The sequence below is a fragment of the Streptomyces sp. WG5 genome, from assembly GCF_049974565.1.
Classification (GTDB): Bacteria; Actinomycetota; Actinomycetes; order Streptomycetales; family Streptomycetaceae; genus Streptomyces.
In genome coordinates this window covers 1-16,319 of the sequence record NZ_JBNGGC010000053.1, presented here as the reverse complement: position 1 = coordinate 16,319, position 16,319 = coordinate 1, and the positions used below count along the sequence as shown (strand labels likewise).

10 protein-coding genes and 1 pseudogene are annotated in these 16,319 nt (G+C 73.2%); 8 read left to right on the top strand and 3 right to left on the bottom strand.

The genetic code is table 11. From position 1 onward, the window contains the following. Positions 1-492: 492 nt before the first annotated feature. From glnII to ACP4IX_RS34335, 6 genes are all read left to right on the top strand, one after another. On the top strand, positions 493-1,524 hold the full coding sequence (gene glnII / locus ACP4IX_RS34360; RefSeq protein ID WP_426558461.1) for a glutamine synthetase: 1,032 nt from the start codon (positions 493-495) through the stop codon (positions 1,522-1,524). A 402-nt stretch (positions 1,525-1,926) separates the two neighbouring features. Next, positions 1,927-2,547 carry a winged helix-turn-helix domain-containing protein gene (locus tag ACP4IX_RS34355; RefSeq protein ID WP_426558459.1) on the top strand — a complete coding sequence of 207 codons (621 nt, stop codon included), beginning with the start codon at positions 1,927-1,929 and terminating at the stop codon, positions 2,545-2,547. Between the two features lie 73 nt (positions 2,548-2,620). Then, positions 2,621-3,658 (top strand): SDR family oxidoreductase, encoded by a 1,038-nt coding sequence (locus tag ACP4IX_RS34350; RefSeq protein ID WP_426558457.1) that lies wholly within the window; start codon positions 2,621-2,623, stop codon positions 3,656-3,658. Between the two features lie 51 nt (positions 3,659-3,709). Next, positions 3,710-4,975, top strand: coding sequence for a sensor histidine kinase (locus ACP4IX_RS34345; RefSeq protein ID WP_426558455.1), 1,266 nt, complete (start codon positions 3,710-3,712; stop codon positions 4,973-4,975). Next, entirely contained in the window at positions 4,960-5,613 is a 654-nt protein-coding gene (locus ACP4IX_RS34340; protein WP_426526531.1) for a LuxR C-terminal-related transcriptional regulator, read from the top strand. The genes ACP4IX_RS34345 and ACP4IX_RS34340 overlap by 16 nt, the downstream gene beginning before the upstream one ends. Before the next feature lie 132 nt (positions 5,614-5,745). Then, on the top strand, positions 5,746-7,239 hold the full coding sequence (locus tag ACP4IX_RS34335) for a DUF1996 domain-containing protein (protein WP_426558453.1): 1,494 nt from the start codon (positions 5,746-5,748) through the stop codon (positions 7,237-7,239). Positions 7,240-7,340: 101 nt separating this feature from the next. Here ACP4IX_RS34335 and ACP4IX_RS34330 read toward each other — a convergent pair whose 3' ends face one another. Next, positions 7,341-7,772, bottom strand: a complete 432-nt coding sequence (locus ACP4IX_RS34330; RefSeq protein WP_426558451.1) for a hypothetical protein — start codon at positions 7,770-7,772, stop codon at positions 7,341-7,343. Between the two features lie 211 nt (positions 7,773-7,983). On the opposite strand from ACP4IX_RS34330, the gene ACP4IX_RS34325 reads away from it, so the two are divergent. Continuing rightward, positions 7,984-9,954: a hypothetical protein gene (locus tag ACP4IX_RS34325; RefSeq protein ID WP_426558449.1), complete on the top strand. Its 1,971-nt coding sequence runs from the start codon at positions 7,984-7,986 to the stop codon at positions 9,952-9,954. 79 nt (positions 9,955-10,033) lie between these two features. After that, a pseudogene (locus ACP4IX_RS34320) lies at positions 10,034-10,213 on the top strand (TetR family transcriptional regulator); the annotation flags it as partial. On the opposite strand, the gene ACP4IX_RS34315 reads toward ACP4IX_RS34320, so the two are convergent. Both ACP4IX_RS34315 and pulA read right to left on the bottom strand, forming a co-directional pair. Further along, positions 10,214-10,570, bottom strand: coding sequence for a 5-carboxymethyl-2-hydroxymuconate Delta-isomerase (locus tag ACP4IX_RS34315; protein ID WP_426526523.1), 357 nt, complete (start codon positions 10,568-10,570; stop codon positions 10,214-10,216). Positions 10,571-10,626: 56 nt separating this feature from the next. Next, positions 10,627-16,044 carry a pullulanase-type alpha-1,6-glucosidase gene (gene pulA / locus ACP4IX_RS34310; protein ID WP_426558447.1) on the bottom strand — a complete coding sequence of 1,806 codons (5,418 nt, stop codon included), beginning with the start codon at positions 16,042-16,044 and terminating at the stop codon, positions 10,627-10,629. Between the last annotated feature and the right edge of the window lie 275 nt (positions 16,045-16,319).

The following is a 16,319-nucleotide window of genomic DNA, read 5'->3' as shown; positions in this document are numbered from 1 at the left end:
TCCCGCGGCTGATGACGGGGGACGGCCGTCCGTCCGGTGTCCCGCCGGCGGCTGATGACGGGGACGGCCGTCCGTCCGGTGTCCCGTCGGCGTCCGCGCGTCGACCGCGCTCATGGACGCGGCGCGAACGGGCGGGAGGACGACCGCCGGGCGGCCCGGAACGGCCGCCCCGGCCGCCCCGGCCGCCCCCGGCCGCCCCCGCACCGGGCCGCTGACCGGGCAGGCGGTGGAGCCGCTGCGGGGTTGCGGCGGGCGGGAGTTGCAGGCAATCGGCCCGTTCCCGACCGGCGTGCGGGAGGCGGCGGCCGGGGACGGGCGGGAGCCGTGAGAGACGCGCCACACCGCTCCCAGGTAACACGGGGTTCACATAGGAGCAACGGACGGGAAATCGCCTGTTGGCACGCTGCGGGGCAGTAGACGCGACGCCCCGGTCCCGCCCCGGCGCCGCAGCACCCGCACGTGCGCCCAGACCCACCCGAAGGATGTGTCCCCGTGACCTTCAAGGCCGAGTACATCTGGATCGACGGCACCGAGCCGACGGCCAAGCTCCGTTCCAAGACGAAGATCATCACGGACGCCCCCGCGGGCCTGGACGCCCTGCCGCTCTGGGGCTTCGACGGCTCCTCCACCAACCAGGCCGAGGGCAGCTCCTCGGACTGCGTGCTCAAGCCGGTCTTCTCCTGCCCCGACCCGATCCGCGGCGGCGACGACATCCTGGTGCTGTGCGAGGTCCTCGACACGGACATGACGCCGCACCCGAGCAACACCCGCGCCGCGCTGGCCGAGCTCTCCGAGCGGTTCGCCGCGCAGGAGCCGGTCTTCGGCATCGAGCAGGAGTACACCTTCTTCAAGGGCGCCCGCCCGCTCGGCTTCCCCGAGGGCGGCTTCCCGGCCGCGCAGGGCGGCTACTACTGCGGTGTCGGCTCGGACGAGATCTTCGGCCGCGACGTCGTCGAGGCGCACCTGGACAACTGCCTGAAGGCCGGCCTCGGCATCTCCGGCATCAACGCCGAGGTCATGCCCGGCCAGTGGGAGTTCCAGGTCGGCCCGCTGGCTCCGCTGGAGGTCTCCGACCAGCTGTGGGTGGCCCGCTGGCTGCTCTACCGCACCGCCGAGGACTTCGGCGTCTCCGCCACCCTGGACCCCAAGCCGGTCAAGGGCGACTGGAACGGCGCGGGCGCGCACACCAACTTCTCCACCAAGGCGATGCGCGAGGGGTACGCCGCGATCATCACCGCCTGCGAGTCGCTCGGTGAGGGCTCCAAGCCGATGGACCACGTCAAGAACTACGGCGCCGGCATCGACGACCGCCTGACCGGCCTGCACGAGACCGCCCCGTGGAACGAGTACTCCTACGGCGTCTCCGACCGCGGCGCCTCGGTCCGCATCCCGTGGCAGGTCGAGAAGGACGGCAAGGGCTACATCGAGGACCGCCGTCCGAACGCCAACGTCGACCCGTACGTGGTGACCCGCCTGCTGGTGGACACCTGCTGCTCCGCGCTGGAGAAGGCCGGCCAGGTCTGACCGGCCCACCGACCCGCGTACGGGGGCGTCCACCACGACGGTGGGCGCCCCCGCGCGCTGCCACGGAGCCGGCAGGCGGCCGGCTCCGGACCTCGGCGGCGTCCACGCAGTGAGAGGAGCCTCCTCTCCCACGCCGCCGTCTGCTTCAATGGGCCCATGGTCGGCTTCCGGAAGTACGCGGCGACGCGTCGCCATGACCTCGAGCCCTTCTGGCCCTCCCGTCAGCACGACGACTTCGACCGGGTGTGTTGCCGCGCGACGACCGCGCCGGCCCGTTAGGAAACCGCACCCCCCAGGCCTTCCGCCGGCGCGCACGACGTACGTCCACGCGACGCGCCCGACCATCACCTCGCGCCCGTCGCCCCTTCCGACGAACCTCTCGCGCGAAAGAGCTGACGTCTCATGGCGACCACCCGTCCCCTGTCCACCGTCCCCCTCGGCTCCCCCGCCACCGCCCCGCCCGCCTCCGGCGCCCCCCGGCACCGGCTGCGCGCCGTCGACCGGGACGAGGCGGCGCACGTCGCGGACCTGCTGCCGCCCGGCGCCACCTGGCTGCCCGCTCCCCCGCACACCCTGCCCGAACTGCCCGGCCGGCCACCGATGATCGGCTACCTGGTGCTGGTCCCGGCCGACCGGCACCAACCGCCGTTCCCACCGTCGGGTGTGGACGGCGCGCCGCCGGAGGACACCGGCAACGGAGCCGACGCCCGGAGCGGCGGCCAGGGCGGCGACCCGCTCGTCCGGATCGACACCGCGCGGCGTACCGCCGCGGTGGACGGCCGCGAACTCGACCTGACCTACCTGGAGTTCGAGCTGCTCGCCCATCTCGTCGCGCATCCGCACCGCGTACACACCCGCGACCGGCTGGTCAGCACGGTGTGGGGGTACGGCCACGTGGGCGACGGCCGCACCGTCGACGTGCACATCGCCCGGCTCCGCCGGAAGCTCGGTACCGAGCACCGCCGGACGATCCAGACCGTCCGGCGCGTCGGCTACAAGTACACCCCGCCGACCGGGCGGTGAGACCCCGCTGCCGGTGTCTGCCGACGGCAGACACCTCTTCCCCCGGGCTCCCGCACCGGGCACCGTGATCCGCATGAGGCTCCTGGTGCTGGGCGGTACGGAGTTCGTGGGGCGGGCCGTGGTGGAGGCGGCGCTCGGGCGCGGCTGGGAGGTGACCGTCTTCCACCGCGGGCGGCACGCGCCGCCGCCCGGGGCGCGGGCGCTGCACGGCGACCGCACCGCACCCGACGGGCTCACCGCCCTGGCCGACGGCACGTGGGACGCCGTCGTCGACACCTGGTCGGCGGCGCCCCGCGTCGTGCGGGACGCGGCACGGCTGCTGCGGGGCCGCGCCGGCCGGTACGTGTACGTGTCGAGCTGCTCGGTGTACGCCTGGGCCCCGCCCGCCGGGTACACCGAGGACGCCCCGCTCGTCGAGGGCGCCGCGGCGGACGCCGGGCGGACCGACTACGCCCGGGACAAGCGGGGCGCCGAGCTGGCCGTGCTGGACGCCTTCGGGGCGGACCGTTCGGTGCTCGCCCGGTCCGGGCTGATCCTCGGCCCGTACGAGAACGTCGGGCGGCTGCCGTGGTGGCTGGACCGCGTCGCGCGCGGCGGCCCGGTGCTCGCGCCGGGCCCGCGGGACCTGCCCCTGCAGTACGTCGACGTCCGCGACCTCGCCGACTGGGTCCTCACCGCGGTGGAACGGGAGCTGAGCGGCCCGTACAACCTGGTCTCGCCGCCGGGACACGCCACCATGGGCGCCCTGCTCGACGCCTGCGTCACCGCCACGGGCGGCCCGGCGGAGCTGCGCTGGACGGCCCCCGGCACCGTCCTCGGCACCGGCGTCGAGCCCTGGACGCAGCTGCCGGTGTGGACTCCGCCGGGCAGCGACCTGCACGACGCCCTGCACGGCGCGGACGTCTCCCGGGCCCTGGCGACGGGCCTGAGCTGCCGCCCGGTGGGCGACACCGTCACCGCCACCTGGTCCTGGCTGCGGAGCATCGGCGGCACCGCGCCGCAGCGCCCGGACCGGCCGCCGGTCGGGCTGGACCCCGAGACGGAGGCGGCGGTCCTCGCCGCCGCCGGCGTGGACGGGCCCGGCGGGGGTGTACCTGGCATCACCCCCTGACCGGGGGCTCGGCCCCGTGACCCGTGCCGACGCCTCGGCGAGACTGACGGCATGGACATCGAGACGAAGAGCGGCAACGGGCGGGCACGGACGCGGACCATGGCGCTGTCGGCCGTGCGGGGACTGGCGCTGGCGCTGATATCCCTGCCCGGCGCGGTGCTGTGCTTCTGCCTGACCCTCGTGTCCGTCGCCCTCGTCCCGATCGGGATCGGCCTCGTCACCACGCCCTGGGTGCTGACCGGCGTGCGGATGTTCGCGGACTGGCGGCGGGTGCTCGCCGCCGAGTGGGGAGGGGTCCGCATCCGGCGGGCGTACCGGCCGCTGCCCGAGAACGCCAACCCCTGGGGGCGCACCTTCGGGATGCTCGGTGACCCGGCGACCTGGCGGGACCTCCTGTGGCTGCCGGTCGACATGACCGCGGGCTTCGTCACCGCGCTGCTGGCCTTCGCGCTCCCGCTGTACCCGCTGGAGGGGTTCGCGATCGCGGCCGGGCTGTGGCGGGTCTGGGACGATACCTACTGGTACGGCTTCGTCCCCGTCACCGACCAGACCACCGCGCTCTACGCCGCCGCACTGGGCGCCGTCCTCCTCGTGGCCGCCGTCTGGCTCGCCCCGCTCGTGCTGAAGGCCCACTTCCGGCTGACCGGCGCGGTCCTCGGCTCGGGCCAGGTCGAGCTCGCCGAGCGGGTACGGGTGCTGACCGAGACCCGGCGGGACGCCGTCGACACCTCCGCGGCCGAACTGCGCCGCATCGAGCGCGACCTGCACGACGGGGCGCAGGCCCGGCTGGTCGCCATGGGCATGGACCTCGGCACCATCGAGGCGCTGCTGGAGAAGGACCCGGCGAAGGCCCGGGAACTGCTCGCCCAGGCCCGCCGGTCCTCCGCCGACGCGCTGACCGAGCTGCGGGAGCTCGTGCGGGGCATCCACCCCCCGGTCCTCGCCGAACGCGGTCTGGGAGACGCCGTGCGCGCCCTGGCGCTGCGGCTGCCCGTCACCGTGGAGACCGACGTGGACCTGCCCGGCCGCGCGGAGGCGCCGGTGGAGTCCGCCGCGTACTTCGCGGTCAGCGAGATCCTCACCAACGCCGTCAAGCACTCCGGCGCCGACCGGATCTGGATCGACATGCACCACGCCGAGGGCCGGCTGCGCGTCTCCGTGACCGACAACGGCAAGGGCGGCGCCGTGATCGGCGCGGGGTCCGGACTGGCCGGGGTGGAGCGGCGACTGGGTACATTCGACGGCGTCCTGGCCGTCAGTTCGCCCGCCGGCGGCCCCACCATGGTCACCATGGAGATCCCTTGCGCGTTGTCCTAGCCGAAGACCTGTTCCTGCTGCGCGACGGGCTGGTCCGGCTCCTGGAGGCCCACGACTTCGAGATCGCCGCCGCCGTCGAGACGGGCCCCGAGCTGTCCCGGGCGCTGGCCGAACTGGAGCCGGACGTCGCCGTCGTCGACGTACGCCTGCCGCCCACGCTCACCGACGAGGGCCTGCAGTGCGCGCTCCAGGCCCGCCGCGAGCGGCCGGGGCTGCCGGTGCTGGTCCTGTCCCAGCACGTGGAGCAGCTGTACGCGCGCGAACTGCTCGCCGACGGCAACGGCGGGGTGGGGTACCTGCTCAAGGACCGGGTGTTCGACGCGGAGCAGTTCGTGGACGCCGTACGGCGGGTCGCGGCGGGCGGTACGGCGATGGACCCGCAGGTCATCCAGCAGCTGCTCAGCCGGCGTGCGGCGGCGGACCGGCCGCTGGAGCGGCTCACCCCCCGGGAGCTGGAGGTGCTGGAGCTGATGGCGCAGGGCCGGACCAACGCGGCGATCGCGGCCAAGCTGGTCGTCACGGAGCGGGCGATCGCGAAACACACCGCGAACATCTTCGCCAAGCTGGGCCTCGAGGTCTCGGACGACGACAACCGCCGTGTGCTGGCGGTCCTGGCGTATCTGGACCGCGGCCGCTGACCCCACCCGCCGCACAGGACCCGTCAATTCCGCAGACGACTGAACACCCCTGGGACGGCCTCCGTATGGAAGGGAGCCGCTTCACTCCTGTCGGGCGCCCTCGATGCCCCGCAAGGAAGTCAGAGGAGTTCCATGGGACGCAACACGAGAAAACGCCGTACGCCGCTGGCCACCAAGGTCGTCGCCGGGGCGGCGGCCCTGGCGGTCGGCGGGGGCGGGCTGGTCTGGGCCAACTTCTACGCCTCGGCGCACGAGGAGGGCCCGGCCCACCATCGAACGAGGTCGGCCGCGGCGCAGGTCGCGACGATCGACTGTCCCGACGTCGGCCAGCAGCTGTCCGGCGTACCGGACCGCGCACGCGGGGAGGTCGACGGCGAACTGGCCACGATGGACAGCCAGATCACCGAGGCCTACCAGCGCCTCGCCACCACGCGGCGCGCGCAGGCGGGTGATCCTCGGTTCGTCCAGAACACCATCCTCGGTCCGCTGAAGGACCGGCGGCAGGCGATCATCGACCGGATCCAGCTGGAGATCAACCGGGCCGGCGGCCGGGCCGACGACGGCCTGGACCGGCTGGCCGGCTGCCAGGGCCGGCCCGCGGAGCAGCCGGAGAACGGGGACGGCCAGAACGGCGACGGTCAGAACGGTGACGGCCAGGACCAGGACGGCGGGCAGAACCAGGACGACAACGGCAACGGCGCCGCGGGCCCGGTGGCGGACGACTTCATCGACATCGACGACATCGAGCCGAACTCCCGCGACAGCGAGAACGGTCTGGCCGCCAACGGCGACGGCGGTTCCACCGGCACCTTCACCACGGACTGCGGCGTCAACGAGAACAACCTGTTCAACAGCGACAACCTGATCGCCGCCCCCGGTGTCGACAACGGCGCGCACCACGTGCACGACTATGTCGGCAACCAGGACAACGACGCCTTCTCCAGCGACGACGACCTGGCGAACGCGGACACCTCGTGCCGGAACCAGGGCGACAGGTCCACGTACTACTGGCCGGTGCTGCGCCTCCAGGACGGTACCGAGGAGTTCGACGCGAACGAGCTGGGCGGCGGCGCCGAGGGCAACGTCGGCCGGATCCTGAAGCCGGCCGAGGCGCAGCTGAAGTTCGTCGGCAACCAGCGGGGCGACGTGGTCGCCATGCCGAAGTTCCTGCGCATCATCACCGGTGACGCCAAGTCCTTCACCAACGGCAACGCCAACGCCAACAGTTCGTGGAGCTGCACCGGCTTCGAGGACCGGCAGGTCACCGACAAGTACCCGCTGTGCCCCGAGGGCAGCCAGGTGGTGCGCACGTCCAACTTCCAGAGCTGCTGGGACGGCCGGAACATCGACAGCGCCAACCACCGGGACCACATGGCGTTCGTCCAGGAGGACGGCGGCTGCCCGAACGGCTTCCGGGCCATCCCGCAGCTCCAGGTCCGCCTGGTGTACGACGTCCCCGCCCCGACCGTCGAGAACGGCGAGGTGCGCAACCCGTACGCCGTCGACAGCTTCCCGGAGCAGCTGCACAAGCCGATCACCGATCACAACGACTTCATCAACGTCATGGACGAGGACCTGATGAACGAGGTGGTCGACTGCATCAACAGCGGGGAGGACTGCGCGTAGTCCTCCCGAGGACCGGCCGAGGGGGCCGAAGAGGGCCGAAGAGGGCCGAAGCGGGCCGGTGGCGGCATCCGCCACCGGCCCCCTTCCCGTCCCCGTACGGGTCAGCCGCCGTGCCCGCCGTGCCCCGGCGCGTGGCCGCCGCCGCCGTGCCGCGCGCCCTCCTCCAGGGTTCCGCCGAGCCGCCCGCGCAGGTCCGCCACGACGTCCTCGTGGCCGACGGCGACCCACTTGCGGCCGACGAGGTAGTGACCGCCGTAGTCCTTGGCCGTGTCGAGCCACTCGCGCTGCCCCCGGTCGGTGGCGAAGGTGGCGAGGACGTACTTCTCGTCGCCCTTCCCGCACAGGGCCTGGCGGATGGTGTCCGCGTCGGTCTGCATGTCCGGCGCGCACCGCGCCTCGGCGGCCAGGTGCTCCAGGCTGCCGGTCGCCGTCCCGGGCACGGCCGCCCCGGCGTCCCCGTCGGATCCGCAGCCCGTCAGCGCCAGTACCACCGCCGCTGTGGCCAGCGCGGGCATCGGTCGGGTCGGCCTCATGTGTTCCTCCGGTCCGCTGTGGCGACATGCCGCACGGAGCCCCGGCGAGGGCTCCCGTCATCGGTACGGCCGCGGAGCGCGAACCATTCAGCGATCCGGCTGCCCTGCCGGGCACGCCCGTGCGCAAGCGGCAGCCGTGGACCAGGACCCGCAACCGCCCTCCGGGCTTCCGGCCCTGTGACCATCCCCCCGTTCGCTCGTTCAGCTGAGCGTGCAGCCACAGGATGTCGCCCCGCGCCCCGCACCGTCCTCCGCCTCCCCCGCCCACCCGGTCGTCGACGTCGAGCAGGCCGAGGCCGCGCTCGTCGAGCACTACCCGCGCCTGGCCCGGATCGCCTACCTGGTGCTTCCGCCCGGCCTCGGACGGAGCCGCCGCGTCCTGACCGCGCACGCCCTCACCCAGCGCGCGCTGCCCCGCGGCCGGACGACGACACCCGTGGTCCCGGCCCAGTCGACGGGCCGCGGCGTCGACCCCGGCTACGCCCTGGTCCGCCTCCGGGTCGTCCGTACGGCACTGGAGGCGGGCCTCCCGCTCAGGCGGCGCGCGTGGCCCAAGCGGTCCCAGCTGCCGCCGCTGCTGCCCCACGTCAGGGGGCTCAAGCTCTTCCCGCGCTCCGGCGGTGCCGACGAACTCGCCCTGGACCAGCGGCTGTCCGCCCTCACCGCGCCGGGCCGGGCGGCGTACGTGCTGCGGGGGCTGGAGAAGCTCCCCGACGACGAGGTGCGGGAGCTGCTCGGGGCCGCCGGGGTCTCCGACTCGGACGCCGCGCTGCGGGAGGCCGCCGAGGTGCCCGGCCCGTACGCGCTGCTCGGCTCCGCCGGGTTCGACCCCTGCTCGCTCCAGGCCCGGCCGACCGACCTGAGGCGTCGCCGGCAGCACACGAAGGCCGCGCTGGTCGCCGGGGCGGCCCTGGTGGTGTGCGGAGCGCTGCTGGGCCTGCCCGGTGACGGGTGGGGGCCGGACGGTGCCGCCGCCCCGCCCTACGCCCAGAACCCGGCGGCCCAGGCCGCCCTCGACCCCGGCAGGCTCACGAAGGCCGCCCCCGCCGCGTGGAAGACCTCCGCGCGCACCGACTTCTCGGTGTGGCCGGCCCGCGGTGACCTCACCGGCGACGAGGAACTGCTGCGCCGCGCCCTCGCCGTCTGGGCCCGGCCCGGCGCGAGCGTGGGGGTGTCGGCGACGCCGGGCACCCCGACCGGCGGCCCCGCCGGCCCGCCCCAGCTGCTGTACGCCGGGAACGTCGACAACGCGCGCGTGGTGATCCTGCACGACGGTCTGCGCGTCACCAGGTACGCCGAGCCGAAGGACGGCACGGACGGTGCCGCCCTGGACCTCGCGCGCACCGACGGGGCCGGCCGGGCGCAGGCGAACGCGGTGGTCCTCGGCCGGGCCGACGGCAACGTCCGCTACCTGACGGCCCCCTGGGTGACGAAGGCGGCCGGGCGGGACCTCGCCGACCCGGACTCCGGTGCGCGGGACCTGCCGCTGACCGGGGGCGTGACCCCGCCGGTGGCCGGCCCCGGGCAGCAGCAGCCGGAGGCGTGCACGTCCTGGAACGTGCTGGAGCTGACCGACGGCTCGGACACCCGTGTGGTGACCGACCTCGGCGAGCTGGTCCCGGCCCGCCTCACCACCGGTCGCCCCGGCTCGGCGGAGGACGCCTCCGGCGCCGAGGCGCTGGGCACCTGGGCGCCGTACGCCTGCTCGCTGGGCGCGGTGCGCGGGCAGGGCGTGCGCTCGGTGAACGCCTGGGAGTTCGCGACGCAGCCGCTGCCCGGCGCGAGCGGAGCGGGACCGGGGTCCCCCCGCCCGGAGGGTGGCGGAGGTCCGGGGGAATGGGTGTGCACCCGGGCCGAGACCTGGCGCGGCAGGGGTGCGCGGGTGCTGGCCCAGTTCCGGACGCCGGGCGCGAAGCAGGGCGCGGTGGCGGCGAAGGCACAGGACGTACCGGCGTGCGGTGCACGCGACCCGCATGTGCTGGCCGGGGTGCTGTGGAAGTCAGAGGGCGGGCACTGGTACCTGCTCGCCGCCGGCGACCGCGGCACGGAGTCGGTCGAGGCGACGGGCGGCATCAGCGGCGCCGCCGACGGGAACCTGCTGACGGTGAAGACCGGGCAGGGCGCACAGGCCGAGCTGACCGGCACCCTGGAGGACGGGCGGACGATCGGCGGGCTGCGGTAGGACACCGGCCTGGCCCGGCCCGTTCGGGGGCCGGAGGCGATCGGCAAGGGGTGCGGACGACTACCGGGGCGGGCCGCGGGACGGGCGCCGCATCCCGCGTGCCGAGCCGGAGGTCCGGCTCGTGCGGGACCCCGCCGCGCCGGCGGCGGTGCGCGCGGCCCACGACGAGGAGACCGGCAGCCTGCCGCGCCGCCTCCGCGCCGGCGAGCCGGCCGACGGCCCCTTCAGCGACCTGGCCGGCCGGCTCACCTCTCGCGGGTCAGCTCTCGAACTTCCGGTACGACGGGTCCAGGTCGCGCACCTCGGCGGAGGCGTGCAGGGCGAGGCCGTCGCCCGGCTTGACGTACTGGCGCAGCAGTTCCAGCACGGCCTCGGTGAGACGCACCTTGGTCTCGTCGGTGCGGCCGGCGAGCAGCCCCAGGGTGACGTGCACGACGGCGTGCCCCTCGGTGTCGGGGCCGACCGTGGTGTCCTCACCGCGGCGGAACTGCGTCTTGCAGGCCGGCGGCTTGGCGGCCGCGATCTCGACGACGGCGGTGTGCAGGGCCCGCGCGAAGGCGGGCCGGTCGAAGTCGTCCGCGAGCGCGGCGGAGTAGTCGACGGTGATCTGCGGCATGAGCCCTCCCGTTTCAGGAAACAGCAGGGCTCACCCTAACCGCAGCGCTCCCGCCGTCAGCCGGCCCGCTGGAACACGGCGACCGTACGGCCCGGCACGGTGAACGTGCCGGTCTTCGCCGCGTACGAGGACTGCTTCACGACGGAGTCGGCGCCCTGCGCCTGCACGGGATGCAGCCGGTAGCCGGCCTGTGCCGCCGTCTCGACGCGCTGCTCCTGCCGCTCGGGCGTGGCGTTGAAGACGACCACGAGGTCACCGAGGCGCATCGTGATCACGCCGGGCGTCTCGTCCTTCCCGGAGAGCGGGAAGGAGAGCCGGGACTGCACCTGCCCCGCCGTGCCGAGGGAGAAGTCCTTCTCGCTCGTACGGATCTCCAGCAGGTCCCGGTACGCCGCCGAGGCGCCCGTGATCTGCGGGCAGCCGACCTTCACCGAGCCCAGCAGAGGCTTGGCGTACGGCCACTTGTCCTGGTTGTCGGCGGCCGGGGGCAGTCCGCGGCCGAAGCCGTTGCCGTCGGCGCAGTTCCAGTGGATGGCGTTGAACCAGTCCCCGCTGTCGTAGGAGTTGCGGTCCAGCGACTTGGAGCGCAGCAGGTCGGTGCCCGCCTGGGAGAGCGCCGGTCCCTGCGAGAGGGCGGCGGTCGCCATGGCGAGGACCTGCATGCGGGCCCGGTCGTCGGCGGACGTGTCCTTCGGCAGCTTGAAGGCGAGCGCGTCGAAGAGGGTCTCGTTGTCGTGCGCGTCGGCGTAGGCGAGGGCGTCGCCCGGGGCCGCCGCGTATCCGGCGGGGGCGCCGTTGTAGTCGACCTCGGAACCCTTGACCTCCTTGCCGTCGGTGTCCGTGAAGGTGTAGCCGGCGAGGTTGCCGGTCAGGCCGACCTTGATCAGGTCCTGGTAGTGCAGCAGGCGGGCCTTCTGCTCGGCCGGGGTGCCGTTGTCCGCGGCGGGGTTGGGGTCGGTGTACAGGCCCGACGCGAAGCCCTGGACGCCGGGGTCGGCGTCGAAGGGGCCGCCGCCGCGCACGGCGTCGCGGGCGCGGTCGGAGAAGGTCGCGATGCCGGTGCCGGCCATGTTCTTCTGGGTGGCCTGCGTGAAGCGGGCGTCGTCGGCGACCTCGCCGAAGTTCCAGCCCTCGCCGTACAGGATGATCTTCTTGCCGTCGACGCCGTCCTTCTTGAGGGTGAGGGCGTCGAGGGCCTTCCTGACCGCGAGGATGTTCTCCTTCGGGTGGTGGCCCATGAGGTCGAAGCGGAAGCCGTCGACCTTGTACTCCTTGGCCCAGGTGACGACCGAGTCGACGACCAGTTTGCCCATCATGGCGTTCTCGGTGGCGGTGTTGGCGCAGCAGGTGCTGTTGGCCACCGAGCCGTCGGCGAGGAGCCGCTGGTAGTAGCCGGGGACGATCCGGTCGAGGACGCTGGTCTTGGCCTGGCCGCTGGCGGCGGTGTGGTTGTAGACGACGTCCATGACGACCCGCAGGCCGTCCTCGTTGAGGGCCTTGACCATCTCGCGGAACTCGACCGTGCGGGCGGTGCCGTCCGGGTCGGTGGCGTAGGAGCCCTCGGGGACCGTGTAGTGGTACGGGTCGTAGCCCCAGTTGTAGGCGTCCTCGGCGGCGGCCTTCGCCACGCACTCCTGCTGCTTGTCGGAGTCGGCCGGGAGCGCGGCGAGGTCGCAGTCGACGGTGGCCCGGTCGGACTTCTTCTCGGGGATGGTGGCGATGTCGAAGGCCGGGAGGAGGTGGACGTACGACGTGCCCGCCTCGGCCAGCTCGCGCAGGTGCCGGGAGCCGTCGCTCTTCTCGTCGGTGAAGGCGAGGTAGGTGCCCTTGTGGTCCGGGTCCGCCGTCCGGTCCGCGACGGAGAAGTCGCGGATGTGCAGCTCCTGGATCTGGGCGTCCCTCAGCGGTACCGCCTCGGGCTTCTCGTAGCGGTCCCAGCCGCGCGGGGCGAGGGAGCGGTCGCCCAGGTCGACGACGAGGCTGCGCTCGGAGTCGGTGGTCAGGGCGAGTGAGTACGGGTCGGTGACCTTGTTGGTGACGACCTTCCCGGCGTCGGGCGCCCACACGTCGACGACGTAGCGGTAGGCCTTGCCCTTCCAGGACTTCGGGCCGGTGGCGGACCAGACGCCGGTGTCGTCGTCGCGCCGCATGCGGACGGTGCGGTCGCCGATCTCCAGCCGTACGTTCTGCGCGGTCGGCGCCCACACGGACAGTGTGGGACGGCCGTGGCCGAAGGTCGGGCCGAGGTCGGCCTTGGTCGCGTCGGCCGCGTAGAGGTCGTCCAGGACGCCGCCGATCTGCACGCCGGTCGCCGCGAGCACGGCGCCGTTGGCGGCACGCTGGGAGGCGACGACCTGGCCGCGCAGGGTCTCACGCACCTGGTCGCGGTCGCGCGGGTCGACGGACCAGGCGGTGTACTCCTTCAGGTGCGGGAACTCTGCCTTCTGGGCATCGGTGAGGGTGGTCTTCGTGAGGCGGAGCCAGGTGGTGTCGTCGCCGCCGGTCAGGGTGCCGTTCTCGGCCTTGACCGAGCCGCTGCGGGAGGCGAGCAGCTGGGTGGAGGCGGCGCCGTCGGAGCCGTTCCAGGCGACGGTGTTCCGGTCGATCCAGATCGCCTCGGAGGTGGTGAGGTCGACGGCCGCCGCCGAGCCGGCCGGCTGCGGCAGCAGGTACTTCTCCTCGCCGCTCACCAGCCACACCTCGTGCCCGGTGGCCTTGAGGTCCAGGGCCTGGTCGGTGGGGAGGTCCTTCTCGTCGCCCTTGTGGACGATGTAGCTGAGACTGTCGGCACCCTCGGTGAGCGGTACCTCGAAGACCGCGCCATAGGTGTCGGTCTTCACCGGCATCAGCGGCTTCGACCAGTCGGTGGGGTGCGCGGCGTCGCCCCAGACGTGCAGGCCCCAGCCGTCGTAGTTCCCGTCGGCGCGGTGGTAGTGCAGGACGGCCTTGGTGGTGTCCTGGGCGGGGTACTCGGGCCGCTCCGTGGTGACCTGCTCCTTGCCCTGCTCGATCCACACCTCGCCCGTCCGGGTGACGTCGATGGTGCGGTCGTCGGTGACGTCCTTGTTTCCGTCCTTGTCGACGACGAGGAAGTTCACGTTGCTCGCGCCGGGCTTGAGCTTGACGTGGGCGAAGGCGCCGTAGGCGTCGCGGCCGGTGAAGGGGTGGCTGTCGGGCCAGGTGGTCGCCTCGCCGTCGGCGAGGTCGCCCCAGGCGTACAGGCCCCAGTCGTCGTAGTTCCCGTCCTCCCGCTTGTAGTGGACGATCGCGTGGTCGCGGGAAGCGGCGGTGGGCGGCTGTTCGACGGGCGGGGTGCCGGTCGTCGAGGCGGCCGTGGCGCTCGCGGTGCGGCCCGCCGAGTCGACGACGACCGCCTTGTAGCGCAGGGCGGTGCCGGCCGGGGTGTCCTCGCCGATGGTGTGGGTGACCTTGTACGGGGCGTGGTCGGCGGAGCCGAGGGTGCGCCACGTGCCGTCGCCGGTCTGGGCGGCGAAGACGACGCGGTTCAGCTGCCCGCCGGTGACGCCGGCGGTCACCTCGACGGTGCCGGTGGCGCCGGGCTCGGGGGCGGTGAGGGTGACCGTCGGCTCGGTCGCGGGCTCGGCGAGCTCGCCGGCGGCCTTCAGGACGACGGCCGACCCGGCCGGGACGGTGACCGTGACCTTGCTGTCGGCGCCCGACGTCACGTCGGCGTCGGTGCCGTACAGGCCGTGGAAGGTCATGCCGGGCGAGCCGGTCGGGAAGGTCGCGGTCTTCGCCTCGCCCGCGTTGTTGAAGGCGACGAGGTACTCGGTGCCGCTCTCGGCGTCGGTGCGGGAGAAGGCGTAGACGCCGGCGCCGTCGGCCGCGTAGCGCTCGGTCTGCACTCCGTCGGCGAGGGCGGGGTGGGCCTTGCGGAGCTTGGCGAGCGCACTGATCTGCCGGTAGAGCGGTGCTCCCGTGTCGTACGCGTCGTCGGCGTGGGTGCGGTCGGTGCCGAGCTGGTCGTCGTCCAGGTAGTCGGCGGTGCGGGAGGCGAACATCGGCTGGCGGGCGTCCTTGTCGCCGCCGGCGCCGGTGAAGCCCTGCTCGTCGCCGTAGTAGACGACGGGGTTGCCGCGGCTGAGGAACATCAGCTCGTTGGCGAGCCTGGCCTTCTTCAGCAGTTCGGCGTCGGTGGCCTTCGGGTTGTCCTGCTTGAGGAAGGTGCCGAAGCGGCCCATGTCGTGGTTGCCGAGGAAGGTGACCTGCTCGTAGGCGTTGGCCTTGTCGGTCGTGTACTTCCAGTCGTCACCGAAGACGGCCGCCGGCTTCTTCGCGCTGCCGCCCTGGGAGACGTACGCGCGGGCGGCGTCCTGGAAGGGGAAGTCCAGGGTGGAGTCCAGGCGGCCCTGGGTGACGTACGGGGAGGTGACGGCGGTGTCGGCGGAGTAGACCTCGCCGAACATGAAGAAGTCGTCCCGGCCCTTCTTCGCCGCGTAGGCGTCCAGCGCGGTGGCCCACTGGGTCCAGAACTCCATGTTGACGTGCTTCACGGTGTCGATGCGGAAGCCGTCGATGGCGAAGTCCTTCACCCACCGCTGGTAGATCTTCTCCATGCCGCTGACGACCTCGGGCCGTTCGGTCCACAGGTCGTCGAGGCCGGAGAAGTCGCCGTAGGTGGCGGACTCGCCGGCCCAGGTGGAGTCGCCGCGGTTGTGGTACATCTCCGGGTCGTTGAGCCACTTCGGGACCTTGACGTCCTTCTTGGCGGCGGGCACGACCGGCGTGCGCGGGAAGGAGCCCGCGTCGACGCGGGGGAACCGGCGGTCCCCGTCGGCGTAGTCGGCGTCGTCGAAGGGCTCGCCGTCCCGGGTCAGGTACGGGAAGGCACCCTTGGACAGGTAGTCGTAGGACTTCTCCTCGTAGTCGACGACGTCGGCGGTGTGGTTGGTGATGACGTCGAAGAAGACCTTCATGCCCTTGGCGTGCGCCTTGGAGATGAGGTTCTTGAGGTCCTGGTTGGTGCCGAAGTGCGGGTCGACCTGGGTGAAGTCGGTGATCCAGTAGCCGTGGTAGCCGGCGGAGGCGTTCTCGCCGGTGCCCTGCACGGGCTGGTTCTTGAAGATGGGCGCCATCCAGAGGGAGGTGGTGCCCAGGCCCTTGATGTAGTCGAGCCTCTCGGTCAGGCCCTTGAGGTCGCCGCCCTGGTAGAAGCCCTTGTCGGTGGGGTCGTGGCCGGTGGCGAGCCGGGTGCCGGTCAGGCCGCCCTTGTCGTTGCGGGTGTCGCCGTTGGCGAAGCGGTCCGGCAGGACGAAGTAGAACTGCTCGCGGGTGAGGTCGTGGCGGGCGTCGGCCTTCGCGAGCTTCGCGTCGGACGGGGGCGCGGGCGGGGCGTCGGCCCGCGCGGCGAGGGGCGGGAGGAGGGCTGCGGCGAGCGCGGTCACGGTGACGGCCGCGACCCGTCTCGCTCGTGCGGTGCGGCGCGCGACAGGCACCGGCCATCTCGGTATCACAGGCGTGAACTCCTTGCGACTACGGCTCGATCGGGTCCGACCCCGGCGAGACGGTAACGCCGACGCAAGGCTTGCAGCAAGAGTCTTGAAAGTAATGGAAAGGATTTTCACGGCTCTTGCCCGGGACCCCCGCTCAGCAGACCGGCCCGCCCCGGGAGAAGGACTCCCGGGGCGGGCCGGTGGGTGGAGCGGGGGCGGGGGTCAGCCGGTGACGCGGAGTTCCAGCAGGACGGCGGCAGCGCCGCCGACCCCTTCGCCGACGCCCTGGAAGTCGT